21 protein-coding genes are annotated in these 18,919 nt (G+C 61.7%); 7 read left to right on the forward strand and 14 right to left on the reverse strand.

Annotated elements, in window-relative coordinates; translation table 11 throughout:
- Positions 1 to 93: 93 nt before the first annotated feature.
- Together AB8A33_RS08235 and rpe are read right to left on the reverse strand one after the other, a co-directional pair.
- Entirely contained in the window at positions 94 to 882 is a 789-nt protein-coding gene (locus tag AB8A33_RS08235; RefSeq protein WP_439092305.1) for a DUF2259 domain-containing protein, read from the reverse strand.
- Positions 883 to 1,399: 517 nt separating this feature from the next.
- Entirely contained in the window at positions 1,400 to 2,101 is a 702-nt protein-coding gene (rpe, locus tag AB8A33_RS08240; RefSeq protein WP_439092306.1) for a ribulose-phosphate 3-epimerase, read from the reverse strand.
- 279 nt (positions 2,102 to 2,380) lie between these two features.
- Between rpe and AB8A33_RS08245 the strand changes: the two genes are divergently transcribed.
- Positions 2,381 to 3,127 carry an EF-hand domain-containing protein gene (locus AB8A33_RS08245; protein WP_439092307.1) on the forward strand — a complete coding sequence of 249 codons (747 nt, stop codon included), beginning with the start codon at positions 2,381 to 2,383 and terminating at the stop codon, positions 3,125 to 3,127.
- Here AB8A33_RS08245 and AB8A33_RS08250 read toward each other — a convergent pair.
- Positions 3,092 to 3,343, reverse strand: a complete 252-nt coding sequence (locus AB8A33_RS08250; RefSeq protein WP_439092308.1) for a KTSC domain-containing protein — start codon at positions 3,341 to 3,343, stop codon at positions 3,092 to 3,094. The genes AB8A33_RS08245 and AB8A33_RS08250 overlap by 36 nt on opposite strands.
- Before the next feature lie 201 nt (positions 3,344 to 3,544).
- On the opposite strand from AB8A33_RS08250, the gene AB8A33_RS08255 reads away from it, so the two are divergent.
- Complete coding sequence (locus tag AB8A33_RS08255) at positions 3,545 to 4,729, forward strand: outer membrane beta-barrel protein (protein ID WP_439092309.1); 1,185 nt, start codon at positions 3,545 to 3,547, stop codon at positions 4,727 to 4,729.
- An 86-nt stretch (positions 4,730 to 4,815) separates the two neighbouring features.
- Here the strand turns inward: AB8A33_RS08255 and AB8A33_RS08260 are convergent, their stop codons facing one another.
- Positions 4,816 to 5,073 (reverse strand): hypothetical protein, encoded by a 258-nt coding sequence (locus AB8A33_RS08260; RefSeq protein ID WP_439092310.1) that lies wholly within the window; start codon positions 5,071 to 5,073, stop codon positions 4,816 to 4,818.
- A 208-nt stretch (positions 5,074 to 5,281) separates the two neighbouring features.
- Positions 5,282 to 6,274, reverse strand: a complete 993-nt coding sequence (locus AB8A33_RS08265; protein ID WP_439092311.1) for a P1 family peptidase — start codon at positions 6,272 to 6,274, stop codon at positions 5,282 to 5,284.
- A gap of 138 nt (positions 6,275 to 6,412) precedes the next feature.
- On the opposite strand from AB8A33_RS08265, the gene AB8A33_RS08270 reads away from it, so the two are divergent.
- Together AB8A33_RS08270 and AB8A33_RS08275 are read left to right on the forward strand one after the other, a co-directional pair.
- Positions 6,413 to 7,147: a cytochrome c biogenesis CcdA family protein gene (locus AB8A33_RS08270; RefSeq protein WP_439092312.1), complete on the forward strand. Its 735-nt coding sequence runs from the start codon at positions 6,413 to 6,415 to the stop codon at positions 7,145 to 7,147.
- A 402-nt stretch (positions 7,148 to 7,549) separates the two neighbouring features.
- Entirely contained in the window at positions 7,550 to 8,215 is a 666-nt protein-coding gene (locus AB8A33_RS08275) for an outer membrane protein (RefSeq protein WP_439092313.1), read from the forward strand.
- Between the two features lie 204 nt (positions 8,216 to 8,419).
- On the opposite strand, the gene AB8A33_RS08280 is transcribed toward AB8A33_RS08275, so the two are convergent.
- Both AB8A33_RS08280 and AB8A33_RS08285 read right to left on the reverse strand, forming a co-directional pair.
- Complete coding sequence (locus AB8A33_RS08280; RefSeq protein ID WP_439092314.1) at positions 8,420 to 9,082, reverse strand: DUF3313 domain-containing protein; 663 nt, start codon at positions 9,080 to 9,082, stop codon at positions 8,420 to 8,422.
- Positions 9,083 to 9,167: 85 nt separating this feature from the next.
- Entirely contained in the window at positions 9,168 to 9,686 is a 519-nt protein-coding gene (locus AB8A33_RS08285; protein WP_439092315.1) for a DUF2147 domain-containing protein, read from the reverse strand.
- Between the two features lie 280 nt (positions 9,687 to 9,966).
- Between AB8A33_RS08285 and AB8A33_RS08290 the strand changes: the two genes are divergently transcribed.
- On the forward strand, positions 9,967 to 10,641 hold the full coding sequence (locus AB8A33_RS08290; protein WP_439092316.1) for a TetR/AcrR family transcriptional regulator: 675 nt from the start codon (positions 9,967 to 9,969) through the stop codon (positions 10,639 to 10,641).
- A gap of 154 nt (positions 10,642 to 10,795) precedes the next feature.
- On the opposite strand, the gene AB8A33_RS08295 is transcribed toward AB8A33_RS08290, so the two are convergent.
- The 6 genes from AB8A33_RS08295 to AB8A33_RS08320 form a co-directional block, all read right to left on the reverse strand.
- Entirely contained in the window at positions 10,796 to 11,911 is a 1,116-nt protein-coding gene (locus AB8A33_RS08295; protein WP_439092317.1) for a branched-chain amino acid ABC transporter substrate-binding protein, read from the reverse strand.
- Positions 11,912 to 12,120: 209 nt separating this feature from the next.
- The gene (locus AB8A33_RS08300) at positions 12,121 to 13,230 is read right to left on the reverse strand and encodes a branched-chain amino acid ABC transporter substrate-binding protein (protein WP_439092318.1); all 1,110 of its coding nucleotides are present in this window, start codon (positions 13,228 to 13,230) and stop codon (positions 12,121 to 12,123) included.
- Between the two features lie 147 nt (positions 13,231 to 13,377).
- Positions 13,378 to 14,100: an ABC transporter ATP-binding protein gene (locus AB8A33_RS08305; protein ID WP_439095887.1), complete on the reverse strand. Its 723-nt coding sequence runs from the start codon at positions 14,098 to 14,100 to the stop codon at positions 13,378 to 13,380.
- 11 nt (positions 14,101 to 14,111) lie between these two features.
- Complete coding sequence (locus AB8A33_RS08310; protein ID WP_439092319.1) at positions 14,112 to 14,942, reverse strand: ABC transporter ATP-binding protein; 831 nt, start codon at positions 14,940 to 14,942, stop codon at positions 14,112 to 14,114.
- Entirely contained in the window at positions 14,939 to 16,261 is a 1,323-nt protein-coding gene (gene livM / locus AB8A33_RS08315) for a high-affinity branched-chain amino acid ABC transporter permease LivM (RefSeq protein ID WP_439092320.1), read from the reverse strand. Before livM ends, AB8A33_RS08310 begins: the two co-directional genes overlap by 4 nt.
- Positions 16,262 to 16,271: 10 nt before the next feature.
- On the reverse strand, positions 16,272 to 17,189 hold the full coding sequence (locus tag AB8A33_RS08320) for an ABC transporter permease subunit (protein ID WP_089264995.1): 918 nt from the start codon (positions 17,187 to 17,189) through the stop codon (positions 16,272 to 16,274).
- A gap of 318 nt (positions 17,190 to 17,507) precedes the next feature.
- Between AB8A33_RS08320 and AB8A33_RS08325 the strand changes: the two genes are divergently transcribed.
- The gene (locus AB8A33_RS08325) at positions 17,508 to 17,663 is read left to right on the forward strand and encodes a hypothetical protein (RefSeq protein WP_439092321.1); all 156 of its coding nucleotides are present in this window, start codon (positions 17,508 to 17,510) and stop codon (positions 17,661 to 17,663) included.
- Positions 17,664 to 17,897: 234 nt separating this feature from the next.
- Positions 17,898 to 18,509: a hypothetical protein gene (locus AB8A33_RS08330; protein ID WP_439092322.1), complete on the forward strand. Its 612-nt coding sequence runs from the start codon at positions 17,898 to 17,900 to the stop codon at positions 18,507 to 18,509.
- Between the two features lie 13 nt (positions 18,510 to 18,522).
- On the opposite strand, the gene AB8A33_RS08335 is transcribed toward AB8A33_RS08330, so the two are convergent.
- Positions 18,523 to 18,912, reverse strand: coding sequence for a carboxymuconolactone decarboxylase family protein (locus AB8A33_RS08335; protein ID WP_439092323.1), 390 nt, complete (start codon positions 18,910 to 18,912; stop codon positions 18,523 to 18,525).
- Between the last annotated feature and the right edge of the window lie 7 nt (positions 18,913 to 18,919).

Consider the following 18,919-nt stretch of genomic DNA (forward strand, 5'->3'; position numbering starts at 1 on the left):
CTCTGACTGTTGGGGGGTACGCCGCGCTTTAGCAGATCGGGGCGGGGGAAACCACCTCAGAGATGCGTCCGGATGACTGATTTTCCTGCCGAATTACGGCTTCGCCAGCCTAACCGTCACCGCCATAAACCTTCTGTTCGGCCCGGCATGAAACTGGTCCGCGTCCACGGTCTCGATCAGCACCGCCAGCGTCTGCGTGCCGTCCTTGGCCTGGTGATGATAGACCTCGGCTATCCCGTAGGCGGTCACGCAGCGGCGGCGCTTCGGCAGTTGCTTGTCCTGCTGCAGCGTGACGGGCACGGCGCCGTCGATGCTCAGTTGCAGCTTCATGCCGGTGACGATGGCGCTGCCAAAGGTGCCGCGGCCGCCGGCGCCGTAGCATGATGCCTTGCCGAGGGCCTGATCGGAGAGCGTCAGTGTCAGCTTGCGGCCATTGGACAAAGTGATGGCCTGCGTGGTGGCGAGCGGCTTCGGGTCCATCTGGTAGATGCCGATCTCGTCGAGATCCATCGACGGCTTGCCGGCGAAGTGTGTGCCGGGCTCGGTGATACCAAGCTTGCCCAGCAGCGGCTTGGCCTTGGCCATCAGCTCGGCACGCACGGCGTCCACTTCGCGCTCGTCATCGTCTTTGGTGCGAATGGAGAAGGGCGTACCCTTCGCGAAGGTGTCGGTGCGGGTGTCGATCACCTGGATCTCGGCGACGATCTCGGTCGCATCATAGAGCTGCGAATACTGCTCGAAGGCGAAATGCGTACCGTCGGGCGAGAAGCCGATCACTTTGCGCGCGGCGGCATCCCCGGCGTGAGCGGTGCTCAGCAAGGCGAGCGAGAGCAGGGGAGCGAGCAGGAGGCGGCGAAAGCCGGTGATCGAATGCTGTGTCATCCCGGTTGGTCGCGCCACGCGGAGCAAAGTTCATGCGCAGATTGGTCTTCGCAGCTATTGACAATATTCCTTAAAGGATTATTATCCGAATTGTCGGGTTCGCGAGGGGCGCTTCATGAGGCGTCTTGAGGTGGGACCTGGATTGCGGCGCCTGCGGGCGTGAGGGAGACGTTCCCTCGCGCACTCGGGAGGCCTTGGGTAGCGGTCCGGGCCCACTACGGGGCTCTGCCGGAAACGGCTGGACTGGGACAGGCCAAAGCGGGGAAACCTGCAGAGGCCACGTCCCAGGAAGCACGGCCCCAGGGACAGAAATCGCCGCGGTGGCGCGCCGTGAGGCGTTGCGCGGTTGCAGCTTGCCGGCGTTCCGGTGGAGCGGATCGCGACAAAAACCACCCTTTGCGCCTCACGGCGCGCCGCCACCCCTCACGTTTCGAGGGGAGACTATCCGCACAACTCGGGCTCATTGAGCTGCGAGACTGCGGAAGCGTGGCTGTTTGAAATTTGAATCGGGAGAGCGCTACACCATCTCGCCGCGGGCATTCGCTGCCGCTGCACGAATGCCGTCGATATTCGCCTTGTAGCTCTCCACCGTGCCGCCCTTGAACACGGCCGAGCCGGCGACGAAGGCATTGGCACCTGCTGCGGCGAGTTGCCCGGCGACTGCAGCGGACACACCGCCATCGACTTCAATGTCGATCGGACGGCCCGCGGTCATCGCGCGCAGGTCCGAGATCTTGCCGAGCGCGGACGGAATGAAGGCCTGGCCGCCGAAGCCGGGATTGACCGACATCACCAGCACGAGATCGACGAGATCGATCACATATTCGATGGCCGAGATGGGCGTGCCGGGATTGAGCGAGACGCCGGCCTTCTTGCCGAGGTTGCGGATCGCCTGCAGCGAGCGATGCAGATGCGGGCCCGCCTCGGCATGGACGGTGATGTGATCGCAGCCGGCCTTGGCGAAGGCTTCGAGATAGGGATCGCATGGTGCGATCATCAGATGTGCGTCGAAGATCTTTTTTGTGTGCGGGCGCATCGCCTTGATGACGTCCGGGCCGTAGGAAATGTTCGGCACGAAATGGCCGTCCATGACGTCGAGATGCATCCAGTCGGCGCCGGCGGTATCCACGGCGCGAACCTCTTCGCCAAGCCTCGCGAAATCAGCCGCCAGAATGGACGGGGCGATCACCAGCGGGCGGGGCGTGAAGCTCTGGGACATCGAGTTTTCCTGAACGTTTTTGGGCGGCGGCGAATGGACCGCCTCGCGTAACATGGGGCCGGGGGACGGGCAACGCGCCAGCCACGGCCGCGCCATCAACGCGCTGCAGCAGGATGGTCCCGGCACATTCTGCCGCAACGGCACGATTTGCCGGGAAACGCGCGCGGCCCGTGCGACCAAGGCCGTTGTTTTATCGAACTTTTTTCGCTGGCATGGGGCTTGCTCTGTGTTCCCCAGGGAATTCACGCCGCGCGCTGCGGCATGATCAGGAATTTGACGATGCTGCCAGCCCTTGCTGCCGCCACAGCCGCGATCGATGCGCTGCAGGCGCTCACCAAGTCGAAGTCGAAGGCCGCCACCACCACCACGACCGGCGTCACCCAGAAGACCGCCAGCCCGTTCGATGTCGCCAGCACGACGGCGGCCAGCGCCACGTCATCGACGGCAACCTCCGCCACTAGCAGCACGAACAGTTCCTACAAGCTGGCCCCGGGCACCATGGCCACGCTGCTCGATGCCCAGAGCCAGCCCGCGACGGCAGCCTCTTCGGCGAAACGATCCGAATCGCTGAGCAGACTGATGGGGCTGCTCGACAGCGACGGCAGCGGCGGCATCAGCAAGGCGGAGTTCGAGAAGAAGCTCGGTGCCGGCGGCACCAACACCGCCAATGCCGACAAGGTATTCGCCGAACTCGACAAGAACGGTGATGGCTCGGTCAATATCGATGAGCTGAGCCCGGCGCTGAATGGCGGCAAGGCACATCACGCCGGCGGCGGTATGGGCGGTGGATCCAGTGGTGGCTCTGACACTGCTGGTTCGACCACAACGACCACGGTAAATGCTGATGGCAGCACCACGACATCTATCGCATATGCGGACGGATCGACGGTGAGTTCGACCACAGCCGTCCCGGCGTCGTCTACGTCATCGACCGCCAGCTCGTCCTATAACGCGATCGAAAAGATGATCGCGCGTCAGGCGCAGCAAATCTCAAATGCGAAGTCGACGCTGGCGATCAGCGCCTGATCTGCGTTCCGATCCCGAACGCGTCAGCTCGCGACAGGCGAAGCGATCACGAATACGGTGATTGAAGAACGCGCCGCGTGACGCTGCGCTGCTGAAGGCCGCGTGAACTTCCGGCGGCACCTGCGCATAAGCATACCGACGACCGCTGGTGAAGGTGACGCGTAGTTCGCGAATCACCGGATCGTAAGCGAGATGTCGAATCGCACTCGACGGCATCGCAATCCTCCGAATGTCTCTTGGATAGAAACAATTACCGGCGCGATTGGTTGCGGATCGCGGCCGATCGGTAGGGGCTTATGCGCGCTGCATGTTTCTGCGCACGCGATGTCGCAGATGTCCTGCAAGGTCCGTGAACTTCATGTCTCGCTAACTATAACTCGCCACGCTTCCATGCATTGGAAGTAATACTGGTGAGTTATGCTGCGTACAAAAGTATTTATTGCCGTTTCAGGTATGTATTTGCTCGGCGCTCCCGCGCATGCGGAAGACGAATTTCTCGGCTCGCTGCGGCTGCGCGGCGGCTATGATACCAATCCCCAATTCACCTCCGGCGGCGCGCCGATCGGTAGTGCCTTCATCGCCACCGATGTTGCGCTTGCGGCTGCCGGGAAGGACGACAAGGACAAAACGAGCTGGGGCATCGCGGCCGAAGCCAGCGCGACGCGCTATGCGGCACCCGAACTGGTGCCGGCGCTGACGGGCAAGGTGATCCTGCGCGGTTCGATGGGCGACGACGCGTTTCGCTTGAGTTCGACCACGACCATCGCCGACGTCAACACCTACAATCTGCGCACCACCGATCTGTTGCAGGCGATCAAGGTGGAGAGCCTGCAGAATAGCATCAGACTGTTCGCCACTGCGGAAGGCGGCCGTTCGACCATCAACCAGACCAATGCGATCTTCGCCGATTTTCTACCGGTGCCGCTGCAATACTGGCGCGGTGCGATCATTCCGGGCGTGAGTGTGATCCGCGACAAGACCGAGATCGGCGTCTCGGTGAATCTGTCGGCGCGGCGCTACACCGAGGAATTCGACGTGTTCGGCTATCGCCGCGACAACGAGCGTATCCAGCCATTTCTGTTCGCAAAATACGACAGCGACACCATCACGGCAGCCGCATCGGTGTCGCAACTATTCGGCTATTTTCACGATGTCGATTTCAGCAATATCAATCGCACCATGTATGACGCGACGCTGACCTGGCGGCTGAAGCCGCTGACCCTCGATTTTACGGTCTCACGGCGTGCGGCGGAGACGTCGTTTCCGATTTCCCCGATCACAATCGACACCATCTATTCGGCGAAAGCTACCTGGCAGGTCGATCCCAAGCTGGCGCTCACGGCGGGCGCGGCTTACGCGACGATGGAATATCTGGACTCGCCGTTCCGTAGCCAGACCTATTCGGTGGCGGTCGGCATGTCGCGCGAGATCATGAAGGATCTGAAGTGGGGAATGGACGTGTCGCGCACATGGGGCACGCTGATCGACGGCGAGAAAAGCCAGGCCATTATCGTCGCCTCGTCGCTGACGAAGACATTCTCGCCGGAGCTGGGCAAGCCCAGGACGGACGACGCGGCGAAACCGTTGACGTCGAAATTCTAAAGTCGCTGGAAGTGGGAAGACGAGCAGGGCGTCCCCCGTTCGTCCGCTTCTGGTGTTCAGCTACAAATAGTTGCAGAGGTCAGTTCTTAGCAGCCGCAGCCACCGTGCCCGCCGAGCCCGCCGAGCAGACCACCACGACCAAGCACGGCGCCGAGAACGCCGCCCTTGCCGGTGACGACATTGGCGTTGATCGCCAGGCCGCCGCGGCCGCTGAGCAGGCCGAGCACGCCGCCCGATCCCGTCAGCACGTTCGCATTCACGGCCACGCCTTTTCCACCGCCGGCGAATGCCGGAGCGCTGATCAATGCGGTTGCCATGGCTGCGACGTAGAGCATCTTCTTCATGACGTTTCTCCTCTGTTGTTCGTGCCCTTGTTGGACACGCCGGAAGATGCGTCGATTGATTTGCGCTCGCAATCGAAAGGGATTTTTAACAATAACGTTGTCGATTTTTACTGTGCCAGTACTGCAATTCAGGTGGATGTATACGCTGGCGCGGAGAAGCGTACCTGCATCCAATCCTGCGACGCGCGAGCGGCAGTGTTGCGGTCGTCTAGTGACGGTCGCGAAACGCCGGAAGCGCGCCGGCAAATGGCAGCGCTGTCGCTTCATACACACCGCGCGCGATGGCGCGGGAGATCACATTGCCTGCGAGCATGCCGAGTTCAGTGAGTCCGACCAGCGGATCGATCGGCTTCTCGCCCGTCGCGGCCGCAAACACGATGTCGCCATCGAGCGGCGCATGCACCGGATAGATCGCGCGCGCGAATCCGGTCTGCGCCATCATAGCGAGACGCCGTGCCTGCGCCTTGGTCAGGATCGCATCGGTAACAACGACCGCAAGTGTCGTGTTCTCGATCGACGTTGCCGCCGGTCCGCCCTTGATACGCATCTCCAGCATCTCGGGTTTCATCTTGTCGGGCATGCCGTGCCCGCCGAACTCCTTGCCGACTTCGAATGGCGCCGCCCAGAAGTGTGGGCCATCGCCGATCGTGACACTGCCGACCGCATTGACCGCAGCGAGTGCGGCGACGCGCACGCCCGATGGTGTGACGGCGGAGGCCGAACCGAGGCCCCCCTTGAAGTTGACTGTCGTGGCGCCGAGCCCTGCGCCGACGCTGCCGAGCTTGAAGTCATCGCTGGCTGCCGCCGCGGCGGCATAGCCGAGATCGCGATAGGGCGGGAAGCGGCCCCAAGCCTTGTCGCCGCTATTGAGCAGGTCGAACAGGATCGCGCCTGGCACGATGGGGATGACGGCATTGCCGATCTGGTAGCCGCGGCCTTGTTCGGCGAGCCAGGCCTGTACGCCGCCGCCGGCTTCGAGCCCAAAGGCCGAGCCGCCGGCCAGCGCGAGGCCGTGGATGGCGTCCACAGTGTTCACCGGGTCGAGCAGCGCGCTCTCACGCGTGCCCGGCCCGCCGCCGCGGATGTCCACCGAGGCCACGGCCGGTTGGTCGAACAGGATGGTGGTGACACCGGAGGCCAGTCTGGCGTCGTCGGCGTGGCCGACGCGAACGCCGGCAATATCGGTGAGCAGGTTCTTCATGGCGGTTCCCTCTTGGCCCGACCAGACCGCAGCAGGGCTGCCCGGTCAACCGATCACGCGCGATCACAACAGCCGGAAGTGGCGGGCATTTGATCCATCCCGCTTGCATCCCGTCATGTCAGCGGTGCATCTAGCCGCATGATCTCCGATGTCACGATCCCCGCCGCATTGATTGCCGGCATTGTCTCATTCCTGTCGCCCTGCGTGCTGCCGCTGGTGCCGCCCTATCTCATCTATCTCACGGGCGCGACCATTGAGCATATTGCCGATGACGAGCAGGAAGCGGCCTCGAAGCGCGCGGTGATGATCTCGGCGGCCGTGTTCGTGCTGGGCTTCTCCACGGTGTTCGTGGCGCTCGGTGCCAGCGCCAGCCTGGTCGGCAGCGTGATCCGCTCCTATGCGGCGGAACTGTCAATCGTTGCCGGCATCCTGATCATCCTGATGGGTCTGCACTTCCTCGGCCTGACGCGCATCGGGTTGCTGATGCGCGAGGGACGCCTGAGCATGCCGAAGCCGGTCGGCCTGTGGGGCGCCTATGTGATGGGTCTGGCTTTCGCGTTTGGCTGGACGCCGTGCATCGGACCGATCCTCGCGGCGATCTTGTCGGTGGCGGCGGCAGAAGCAACGGTGACCAAGGGCGCAGGGCTGCTCGCGGTTTATTCCCTCGGCCTCGGCATTCCGTTCCTGCTGGCGGCCTTCATGGTTGAGCAATTCTCCAGCGTGTTCGCGCGCATGAAGAAGCATCTCGTCCATGTCGAGCGCGCCATGGGCGTGTTGATGGTGATCACCGGCATCGCGTTTCTCACCGGTGCCGTGTCGAATGCCAGCATCTGGCTGCTGGAGACGTTTCCCGCGCTACAGAATTTCGGCTAGGCGCATCAATCGCCGAGCCTGTCATCGGTCCCTCGCCATCACGGCGTCCTGCGTACCGTTCTAGACCAGATCCCCAATATCGAACCCAGACAGCGGCCGAGCTCCGATGTGTTCGTGGCCGTGCCGTCAACGTCGCCTCATGCGTCGCGTACGGGTGCGCGGTGATCGGGAAGCGATGTCTCGTCCGCTTCGGAATGTAATCCATCGTGATGTATCGGACGGCTTCGGCGCCCGGCAGGGCTGACGACGCAGCCTCCGACCGAATTGCGCTTCGATCATCCAATGCCTTGCATTTCGGCTTGCAGTCTCAGACGGCCGAGATTAATAGTACGATATAGTTTGATTAATGGCCGATGGTCATTTTCGGGCTTGGGTGATCAGCAATGTGGGGAGACCGGGTCCATGACCCTTGAAAATTCGATGAATAACTGGAAGACGACTTCTGCTTTGGTCCTGGCGGTCGCCCTTGCCGCGGGCGCCGCGCATGCGGCGGATCTGCCGTATCGCAAGGCCGATCCGGTCTATGCGCCGGTGTTGCCGGCGGCCTTTTCGTGGACCGGCTTCTATGCCGGCGCCAGTGTAGGCGGCGGTTTCAGCGGCACTGACGCTTTCAATAGCTATCTGGGAACGAGTGGCGGCAAGGCCGATGGTGTGGTTGGCGGCCTTCAGGTCGGCTACAATTATCAGGTCTCGTCGCGGTTCGTGGTCGGCATCGAAAACGACTTCATGGCTTCGGGTCTCAAGACGAGCCGCAATGGCATCAACGAAGTGAGTTTGCCATTCTACGGGACGGGTCGCGGTCGTGCGGGCGTCACGTTCATGGATTCACATCTGCTCGTCTACGGCACCGGCGGCATGGCGTTCGGAGAGGTGAAGGACGCAGGGATCAACAAGATGCGCATTGGCTGGACCGCTGGTGGCGGCGTTGAATGGGCTTTTCGGCAGAACTGGTCGGCCAAGGTCGAATATCTCTACACCGATCTCTACAGGAACCTCAAAAAGGATGACTTGCCGGATCGCACCCAGAAATTTCAAACGATCACCGTCGGTGTGAATTATCATTTCTGACTTGTTCAAGCTGATCCATGGCTGATCGCTGTCAATGTGCATCGAGCCGTGATCTGACCAGGAGCCTGGCTGCGAGGCTGGCTCTTGGTCATCGGCGTGTCGTCGTTATCGGGACCCGACGGTTTGTTGGTAACAGATGAGATCGTACGCTCGTTCGACGTTGCTCTGATCACGCGACGGGGACGAAGCCGATACGACGTGGCATCATCTCATTTGTGCAAGCAGCGCATCTGCGCCCTGGTCGATCCCGGTTTCTGCCGCAGTTAGCGGTCCAACGGTTGCCTTGATGTTGGTCGGTTTTGGATATTGCTTGGTGACGAATGCGCTGAGTAGGCGGGAGGTCGCGGCATCGAAGATCTCGACGGCATAGATGACAGAGCCCGTCATCGATCCCTCGCCATCGCGGGCCGCCTGTACGCCGTTGTAGACGAGGCCCCCGACGTCGATTCGCGACAAGGTGCCGAGCACCGGCGTGGTCTTGACGGCGCCGGTCAGGGTCAGCCTCACGCGCAGTGTGTTCGGCGCGCGCTGATTGGCGAGCGTAAAGCGACTGCCCAGCTTCTCCGCGAAACGTGCCTGCATGGTGCGGGCAAGCGATGTCTTGTCTTCTTCGGTCATGTCGCCGAACTGCTGGTCCGGACCCCGATAGATCACGATCGGTTCGATGATCACCTTGTTGTAGGAGCGCCAGTCCACTGTGGTGGAGTAACGATACGGAATACGACCGGACGTATCGGACGGATTCGGTGTGAGTTGGGACGACGAAGCGACGTCCGAATAGGGCACCGGTGCTATGCTTGCGCATCCCGTCAAGGCAGCGCAGAACGCGAGGACCGCCAGACGGTCCACTCGCGAGAGTGTGTACATCTCAAACTCCAGTTTAGATATTTTGGGGCAATGCGAAGGAAGCGAAGCGGACTGGCCCCACGTGGAAACGGGAGCTCTGCAGCCCCTATTTGCTGGCTCTTGTTGTCGCTGGCGGTTTCGCTTGAGCCGTCTGCATCCACTCCTTGTCGGCCCTGGGACCGTTCGGATCGCCTGTCATGCCCACCAACTGTCCGGGCACGGCATTCGTGGTTTGAGTCCAGGTCTGCGTGGCGCAGAAAATCGACATCATGCAGCCCTTGACCTTCAGGTCGATCGCCTCACGCCACAGCGAAATCTCGTAGGATTTGCCGTTCTCTGCATTGTAGATCTGGCCTTCGAAGCGCCCCGCCGGGTTGAGCTTCAGGCCCATGATCAATTGGTGACCCAGAACGGGGCGGGATTGCTTCGTCTTGTCCGGATTGTTCAGGTCTTTGAATGGTTGCCCATTCGCGTCGTTGGGCTCTTTGGCCCAGACGATATAGCCGCAAATTTGCTCCTGCTTCGATCCGCATCGCTCGACGCGTATGCGCGCGCGGCCATCCTCCGTAAGCCAGGTGCCGCTCGGATCGGCTGGTGCTGCTGCGACGGGGCTAACGAGAGCCATCTGGCATATGGCGAGAGCGGTACGCACAACTATTCGGGAAACCGATGTCATCTGTCTCATATCTGGTCCTCGGATCACGAAAGCGCTGGAGCCCGTATTCCCGCGAGGGCTGCCGCTCTTTCGTTACCTCTACAAGATTAATCAAACGATATCGTACTATTTATACTCTACCTTGCGCCGTCGCAAGCCTATATGCGGTGAAATCGAACGATCGATTGTGCGGCCCGGGTGGTAAAAGCAGTCCGGAGGCGTGCAGAGAATGCTCGGAGAGAAAGCCAAGATGACTGTTGCCAAGGCCAAGCCGAGCAAAGCCGCGCCACGAAGCAGCGGGCGACCGACGAAGGAACAAGCCGGGCGCATTACCGATCACATCGTTGAGGTGGCGCGAGGGCTCTTCCTGGAGTCGAGTTTCGAGGCGATCAGCGTCGATCTGATCGCGGCGACGGCGCGGATCTCGAAGCAGACCTTCTATGCCCGCTTTGCCTCCAAGGAGGCGTTGTATGCGGCGGTGATCCGGAAGGGGACGAATGATCTTCTCAAGCCGGCCGTCACCGACTCCAATCGCGACGGTCCGATCGAAGCGACCTTGGTCAAACTCGGACTGGAGCTTTCAAAACGCGCGCTCGCGCCAGCGGCCATCGCGCTTGAAAGGCTGGTGATGGCCGAAGCACATCAATTCCCGGAACTGGCGTCTGCCTATCACGGGACTGGCCTTCACGTGCGAGAGCAGATCGCCGGCATTTTCACCAACGCCATGCGCGACGGACAGATACGATCAGGGGATGCCGGCTTCATCGCCGAGCAGTTCGTTTACGCGGTGGCCGACGGTCCTGTGCGAGCCATGGTCCTTAGTGGCAAGATCGTCAAATCGGAGAAGGAGCTGCGCGAGCGTGTCACCGCCGCCGTCAGGCTGTTTCTGGATGGATGCCGCGATCGTCCTGCGCGGCACAGCTAGATCTGCGTGGACCAAGCTGGATCGCCCGGCTTGACCGGGCGATCCAGTATTTCGCGACCTCGGTGACAACGCATCAACGCCTGCGTCTACTGGATCCCCGCACGCGCGGGGATGACAACGGAATCTAGCTGCAACGGAGTTTAGCTGCCGCGCCTCAGGTTCCCTTCGCGTCGATCTGGGTGTAGTTGCCCTTGGCGTCCCACTTGTAGACGACATAGTCGATCGCCTTGATGTCGCCCTTGGCGTCAAACGCCATCTTGCCGAGCACGGTGTCCCATTCGCCGGCCTTGATCACATCCATCACCTTCTTGGTGTCGGTGGAGCCGGCCTTGGCGACGGCCTGCGACCAGACCTGGAACGCCGCATAAGTGTAGAGCGTGTAGCCTTCCGGATCGATGTTCTTGGCCTTGAACTTCTCGACGATCGCCTTCGCGGTCGGCTTGTTGCGCGGGTCGGGGCCGAAGGTGAACAGCGTGCCTTCTGCCGCGGGGCCGGTGATGGAGGCGAATTCCTTGTCGTTCATGGCATCGCCGGCCATCAATATGGTCTTGAGGCCCTGGTCGCGCATCTGGCGCAGGATCAGACCAGCTTCCTGGTGATAGCCGCCCACATAAACCAGATCGATATTGTCGCGCTTCAGGCGCGAGACGATCGAGTTGAAGTCCTTGTCGCCCTTGGTGTAGCTCTCGAACATCTTTTCGGTGAAGCCAGCCTTGTTGAGTGCCTTCTTGGTCTCGTCGGCGAGACCCTTGCCGTAAGTGGTCTTGTCGTTGAGGATCGCGACGTTCTTGCCCTTGAAGTTCCTGGCAATGTAGTCGGCGGCAACGAGGCCCTGCTGGTCGTCACGGCCGCAGACGCGCAGCACATTGGTGAGCTTGCGTTCGGTGAACAGCGGATTGGTCGACGCCGGCGTGATCTGCAACACGTTACCGTCGGCATAGGCTTCCGATGCCGGGATCGACGACGACGAGCAGAAATGGCCGGCAACGAACGGCACCTTGGCGCTTGCTAGCTTCTCGGCGATCGAGCGGGCCTGTTTGGGATCGCAGGAATCGTCGCCGACCTGCAGCGCCAGCTTCTTGCCGAGCACGCCGCCAGCGGCATTGAGATCGGCCACAGCCTGGTCGGCGCCGTTCTTCATCTGGCGGCCGAAGGCCGATTCGCCGCCCGTCATCGGGCCGGCGACCGCGACATTGATGTCCTGTGCAAAAGCTGCGGTTGAGAGCAGCGATGCGGCAAAGGCCAGGCCGATCACATTCAATGGTTTCATGGGGATGATCCTCGCAAAGAGTTTTCGGCCACAAACGCAATTCGGCCGCCCGAACGATAGGATCATTCTCAACTTATTTTGATGCCGAGTCATCGGCAATTTTCAGCCGCAAACGGCCAGCCTGTGAGTCCGGCTGCGGCAGGTCGTCGCAATAGTTTTCGCTGTGCGGCCGCACCTCTCGCTATGCGGGAGAGGTGCGGCCGGCAGGCTTACTGCTTCAGTTCGGCGTAGTCGCCCTTGGCGTCCCACTTGTAGACGACGTAGTCGATCGCCTTGATGTCGCCCTTGGCGTCGAAGGCCAGCTTGCCGAGCACAGTGTCCCATTCGCCGGCCTTGATCGTGTCCATCACCTTCTTGGTGTCGGTGGTGCCGGCCTTGGCGACGGCCTGCGACCAGACCTGGAACGCTGCATAGGTATAGAGCGTGTAGCCCTCGGGATCGATGTTCTTGGCCTTGAAACGGTCGACGATCGCCTTGGCGGTCGGCTTGTTGCGCGGGTCGGGGCCGAAGGTGAACAGCGTGCCTTCCCCAGCCGGGCCGGTGATCGAGGCGAACTCCTTGTCGTTGATAGCGTCGCCCGCCATCAGCACCGTCTTGAGGCCCTGGTCGCGCATCTGGCGCACGATGAGGCCGGCTTCCTGGTGATAGCCGCCCACATAGACCAGATCGATATTGTCGCGCTTCAGGCGCGACACGATAGCATTAAAATCCTTGTCACCCTTGTTGTAGCTCTCGAACATCTTCTCGGTGACGCCGGCCTTGTTCAGCGCCTTCCTGGTCTCGTCGGCGAGGCCTTTTCCATAGGTCGTCTTGTCGTTCAGGATCGCGATATTCTTGCCCTTGTAGGTCTTGGCAATGTACTCGCCGGCGACAAAACCTTGCTGATCGTCGCGGCCGCAGACGCGCAGCACATTTGCGAGCTTGCGTTCGGTGAATAGCGGATTGGTCGAGCCCGGCGAGATCTGCAGCACATTGCCGTCGGCATAGGCTTCCGAGGCCGGGATCGACGACGACGAACAATAGTGACCGGCGACGAACGGAATGCGCGCGCTGGCGAATTTCTCGGCAATCGAGCGCGCCTGCTTGGGATCGCAGGCGTCATCGCCGACCTGTAGCGCCAGCTTCTTGTTCAACAGGCCGCCGGCGGCGTTGATATCGGCGACGGCGAGTTCGGCGCCATTCTTGAACTGGCGGCCGAAGGCGGATTCGCTGCCGGTCATCGATGATGCGACGGCAACAGGAATATCCTGTGCCAGTGCAACGGACGCCAGCGCAATCGAAGCACCCGCCGTCAGGCCGATGAGTTTGATGAATTTCATAGGAAGTCCCCGTGTTCCGTTCGAATGCAGACAAACGCGACGCCGTGACGGAATCGCGAATGGCGCATCATTCTACCTTGAAAATAATGTCGATTGTTTGCATCGCTCTGCGTGTTCGATCGTCATGCGATGAAGGATATCGATCCGTCAGCCGTGCCGGCCGCCCTCGAGATATGCGGAGCGGATTTCCGGGGCTTTCAGTAATTCGCTGCCGGTGCCCGACAGGGTGATCAACCCGTTGACCATGACGTAGCCGCGGTGGGCCAGACGCAGCGCGTGATTGGCGTTTTGCTCGACAATCAGGACCGTCAATCCGTCCTGCTTGTTGAGCGCGCGGATCGCGTCGAAAATCTGCTTGGCGATCAGCGGTGCCAGACCCAGCGACGGCTCGTCGAGCAGCAGCAGGCTCGGACGGCTCATCAGCGCGCGGCCGATGGCCAGCATCTGCTGCTCGCCGCCGGATAGCGTGCCGCCGCGCTGGGTCATGCGCTCCTTGAGGCGGGGAAACAGCGTCAACACCTTGTCGAGGCTTTCAGCGCGTTCGGCCGGCGTGCTCTCATTGACGTCTGCGCCCATCTGCAGATTTTCCGCGACGCTCATGCGCGGGAAAATCCGGCGACCTTCCGGCGACTGCGCGATGCGCATGCGCGCGATCTCGTGGGTCGGCAGGTCGGTGATGTCCGTCCCGTCATAGGTGATCACGCCCGAGCGCGCCCGCGGCTTGCCGAAGATGGTCATCATCAGTGTCGACTTGCCGGCGCCGTTGGCGCCGATTAGCGCAACGATCTCGCCGTGCTTGATATCGAGATCGACGCCTTTCAGCGCTTCGATCTTGCCATAGGATGCGTGAAGCCCAGTGATGGCGAGCATGGGGGCGGTGCTCACGTCTCGCCCTCCATCACCGCAATGGCTTCCTCTTCATCCGCGCCGAGATAGGCGGCGATGACTTTGGGATTGTCGCGGATTTGCTGCGGCGTGCCGTCGGCGATCTTCACGCCGTAATCGAGCACGTTGATATGGTCGGAGATTTGCATCACGACGGACATGTCATGCTCGATGAGCAGAATCGAGGTGCCGTGTTCGGCGCGGATCTTCAACAACAACTCATTGAGCGCCGCGCTCTCGCGCGCGTTGAGGCCTGCAGCAGGCTCGTCGAGGCAGAGCAGGGCCGGCTCGGTACACATTGCGCGCGCGATTTCGAGGCGTCGCTGGTCGCCGTAGGGCAGGTTGCCGGCGGCATCGTCGGCGCGCTCCAGAAGGCCGATCTGATCGAGCCAGTAGCGCGCGAGGTCGATCGCAGCCTTCTCGGCGGCGCGATAGCTGGGCACGCCGAACAGGCCGAGAAACGTGAAGCCCGAGGCGCGCATCAGGGTGTTGTGCTGCGCCACCATCAGGTTTTCGAGTGCGGTCATCCCGGGAAACAGCCGGATATTCTGGAAGGTGCGGGCGACCTTGGCGATCTTCGAGATGCGGAAGTCGTTCAGCCGCTCCAGCCGCCATTCACCGTCGCTGTGGCGCAGCTTGATGGTGCCGGATGTCGGCTTGTAGAAGCCGGTAATGCAATTGAAGACGGTGGTCTTGCCGGCGCCGTTGGGGCCGATCAGCGCAGTGATCTTGCCGCGCTCGGCCGTGAAGGAGAGGTCGTTGACGGCGACGATGCCACCGAAGCGCATCGTCAGACTTTCCACGCTGAGGATGTCGTTGATGTTCATCCGTGGCCCTCTTTGACGAGGTCGGACGAGATTGCCGTATTACGTTCGAGAAAGACGGTGGGAGCGCGGTGGCCGATCAGGCCGCGCGGGCGCCAGATCATGAGCAGCACCATGGCGCCGCCGAACACCAGCATGCGGAATTGCTCGAGTCCGCGGAACAGTTCGAAGCCGCCGATCATCGCGAGCGCTGCGAGCGCCACGCCAAGCTGCGAGCCCATGCCGCCGAGCACGACGATGGCCAGCACCAGTGCGGATTCATGGAAGGTGAAGGATTCGGGGCTGATGAAACCCTGACGTGTCGCAAAGAACGCGCCGGCGAAGCCGCCGAACATGGCGCCGGTGGCGAAGGCGGTGAGCTTCGTCGTCGTCGTATTGATGCCGAGCGCGCGGCAGGCGACTTCGTCTTCGCGCAGTGCCTCCCAGGCGCGGCCGATCGGCAGGCGGCGCAAGCGGATGGTGACCCAGTTGGTGAGCAGTGCGAGCGCGAGGATCAGATAGAATAGGAAGACGATGCGGTGGGTCGGCGAGAACTCGATGCCAAGACGGGCAGCGAGGCCGTCATCGCCGGGCGTCAGCGGAATACCGAACATGGTCGGGCGTGGAATGCCGGAGATGCCGTTGGGGCCGCCGGTGAGGGTCTGCCAGTTGATGATGACGAGGCGGATGATCTCGCCAAAGGCCAGTGTAACGATCGCGAGGTAGTCGCCGCGCAGCCGCAGTACCGGAAACCCGAGCAGCACGCCGAAGAACGCGGCGAGAATGCCGGCGAGTGGCAGGCAGATCCAGAACGACAGGCCGAAATTGGTGGCCAGCAGCGCGTAGGAATAGGCGCCGACGGCATAGAAGGCGACATAGCCGAGATCGAGCAGGCCGGCGAGGCCGACAACCACATTGAGGCCCCAGCCGAGCATCACGTAAGTCAGCACGAGAATGCCGAGATCGAGGATGTAGCGCTCGTCGTAGAAGATCACCGGGACGAGGAAGGCGAAGATCAACAGCGCCGGCACCAGCGCACGGCCGGCGAAGGAGAATGCTTTGGTCGCCGAGGGTGGCACCACGCGCGCAGTATCCACCGGTCCCCACCAGCGGCGCAGCAACTCCATCACGATGCTACCGCCGAACACCACGGCGACCATGGCGGCGAGATCGCCGAAGCGGGTCCACCAGGTGAGCTGCCCGTCGGAGCCGGCCTCGGTGCGGATGCCGACCATCAGCGAGAACAGCACCAGCGCGACCAGTGCGGAGATCACGGCCTTCTTCAGTATGAATGCGGCGTCCGGCCCGCGGGCAGTTTTAGCTTGTGATGCGTTTGCTGCCACTTGGATCCCGTCAGACTTTTTCGACTTCGGGACGGCCGAGCAGGCCGGTCGGGAGGAAGATCAGCACCACGATCAGAATCGAAAAGGCGGCGACGTCCTTGTATTCGGTGGAGAAGTAGGCCGCCCACAATGTCTCGATGAGGCCGATTAGCAAGCCGCCGAGCATGGCGCCAGGCAGCGAGCCGATGCCGCCGAGTACGGCGGCGGTGAAGGCCTTGATGCCGGCGACGAAGCCCATGAAGAAATCTACGAGGCCGTAATAGAGCAGGTACATCATGCCCGCGACGGCTGCGAGTGCCGCGCCGATCACGAAGGTCATGGAGATCGTGCGGTCGACATCGACGCCGAGCAGGGAGGCCATGGTCTGGTCCTGCTCGCAGGCGCGCATGTCGCGGCCGAGGCGCGTGCGCGCGACCAGCCAGGTGAACAGCGCCAGTAGCACGATGGTGGTGATGACCACGATGATCTGGATGTTGGAGAGGCGCACCGCAAAACCGTCGGCGCCTTCATGCAACGTATAGCCGCCGGTGATGATGGGCGGCACGGGCTTGACGCGAGCGCCCTGCGCGACCTGCGAGAAATTGGTCAGCACGAAGGACATGCCGATCGCTGACAGCATCGGCGCGAGACGGAAGGAATGGCGCAGGGGACGGTAGGCGATGCGCTCGATCGTCCAACCATAGAGCGAGGTGATGGCCATCGAGACCAGAAGCACCAGCAGCAGGATCACCGGTACCGCGGTGAGGCCGATCGAGACGAGAATGAGAAATGTGATCAGCGCGATGAAGCCACCGATCATGAAGATGTCGCCATGGGCGAAATTGATCATGCCGACGATGCCGTAGACCATCGTGTAGCCGATTGCGATCAGGCCATAGATGGAGCCGAGCACGAGTCCGTTGATCAGTTGCTGGGCGAAATAATCCATGCGCTGCCGAATTCGAGTGAGGCGCCACCATGATCCGGCAGCCGGATCATTGCGTCGTTGTATCGTTTTCTAACAGCGGCCGTTGGAGGCGGCAACAGGGGCCGGTGCGGCTAAAGTAGCCTGTACATGCTGTTTTTCGCGGCGATTGGCGTCCGTTCGCTTGCGCCGCAGCGCACACAAATCCGCGCCCTGTTCGCGGCTGTTCCGGTGTCACAGTTGCGCCGTGCAACGGCCTTGCAATCATCACGCGGGAACCGAAACGAAGATCGGGGCTGCACGTTGTCGGGCGTTGAATGGTTCAACAAAGGAGATTGAAGAATGTCCAATCAGAACCAGCAAAAGCCCGGTCAGCAGAAGCCGGGCCAGCAGAGCCAGAACCCGGGGCAGCAGAGCCAGAAGCCCGGCCAGCAGCAGGGCGGCGGTGGTCAGAATCCCGGCCACGAGCAGGACCCGAGCCGGCAGGGCCAGAAATAGGCGGCTAGACAGACATCAATCGAGATTTGGGTCGTTCAGCGACCCATGTGGAAGGCCCCGTCGAAAGGCGGGGCTTTTCGTTTGGCAAGTCCTGATCGTATTTCCCCGCCGTTATCCCGGTAATTCTCGAATTAAGGTTACCAATTGGTTTACGTTGTCCGTCTGATTGAATGGGCGTTACGTCGGAGCAGGCGCGCGCCTCCTGCGAGTCGCCGGCAGAGCGTGGACGACGTCATGGACCAGAGCAGCGCAGACCAGACCGGAGCCCATCAGGTTCGAACTCTTCAGGCTGGCACGTTTCAGACTGGTACGTTTCAGACTTGGCGGATCAGCACGTTCACGGGTGCGCTGATCGCCTGCTATTTCATCCCGACCTGGACGATCTTCGCGTTCCGCATCATGGTCTCGCCGATCCAGGGCTTCTATGAGCGGCCCAATATTTCGCTGGCGCTGTTTCTCAGCGACTACATGCAATTTTCCAGCATGGGCACGGTGCGCTATGCGTGGCTGCTCGCCGTCGGCAAGCTGACGGTAGTGGCGTTCTTCACGGTATTCCTGGTGTTCATCACGCGGCCGAAAATCCGCAAGACGGGCGGCTGCGACGAGGCGTTGATGATGGCGCTTGGCATCGGTGGCGTGATCTCGTTCGCCAGTATGATAATGGCATCGAAGGTCGGCGAGATCGCCGCGATGCGGTTGCACATCACCGAACTGCTGCTGATGCTTGGTGCTGCAGTGCTGCTGGCGATCGAGCCGCCGCTACGCCGCGTGGCGGCGCAGGCGCTCGATCCTGGGCAGCCGGGCAAGGCAGCCAACGACGCGCAGCCTTTGCGAAAGGTCGCCTAAACAGCGCGGCCGGCTAGATAGGGAGCCCGAGCTCTTTGATAATCGCGCCAGCTTCCTTGGTGGCGTGATTGGCCGCCGGGACGCCGCAATAGATCGCCTGCTGCAGCAGGATTTCCTTGATGTCGTCCGGTGTGAAGCCGCCTTCGGTGAGGGCGGCGCGCACATGCATACGGAATTCATCCCACTGGCCGAGTGCGAGCATCGTTCCGATCACCAGCACACGTCGTGTGCGGTCGTCGAAATGCGGCCGCGTCCAGATCTCACCCCAGGCATAGCGGCTGATCAGATCCAGAAAATCCGCATTGAATGCGTTCTTGCCGGCGGCCGATTTGTCGACCCAGGCATTGCCGAGAACCTTGCGGCGTTTTGCGGTGCCTTCGGCGGCGCGCTGTTGCTCGTCCATCTTGGGT

This window comes from Tardiphaga sp. 813_E8_N1_3 (assembly GCF_051811025.1).
In the GTDB taxonomy this organism is placed as follows: Bacteria; Pseudomonadota; Alphaproteobacteria; order Rhizobiales; family Xanthobacteraceae; genus Tardiphaga.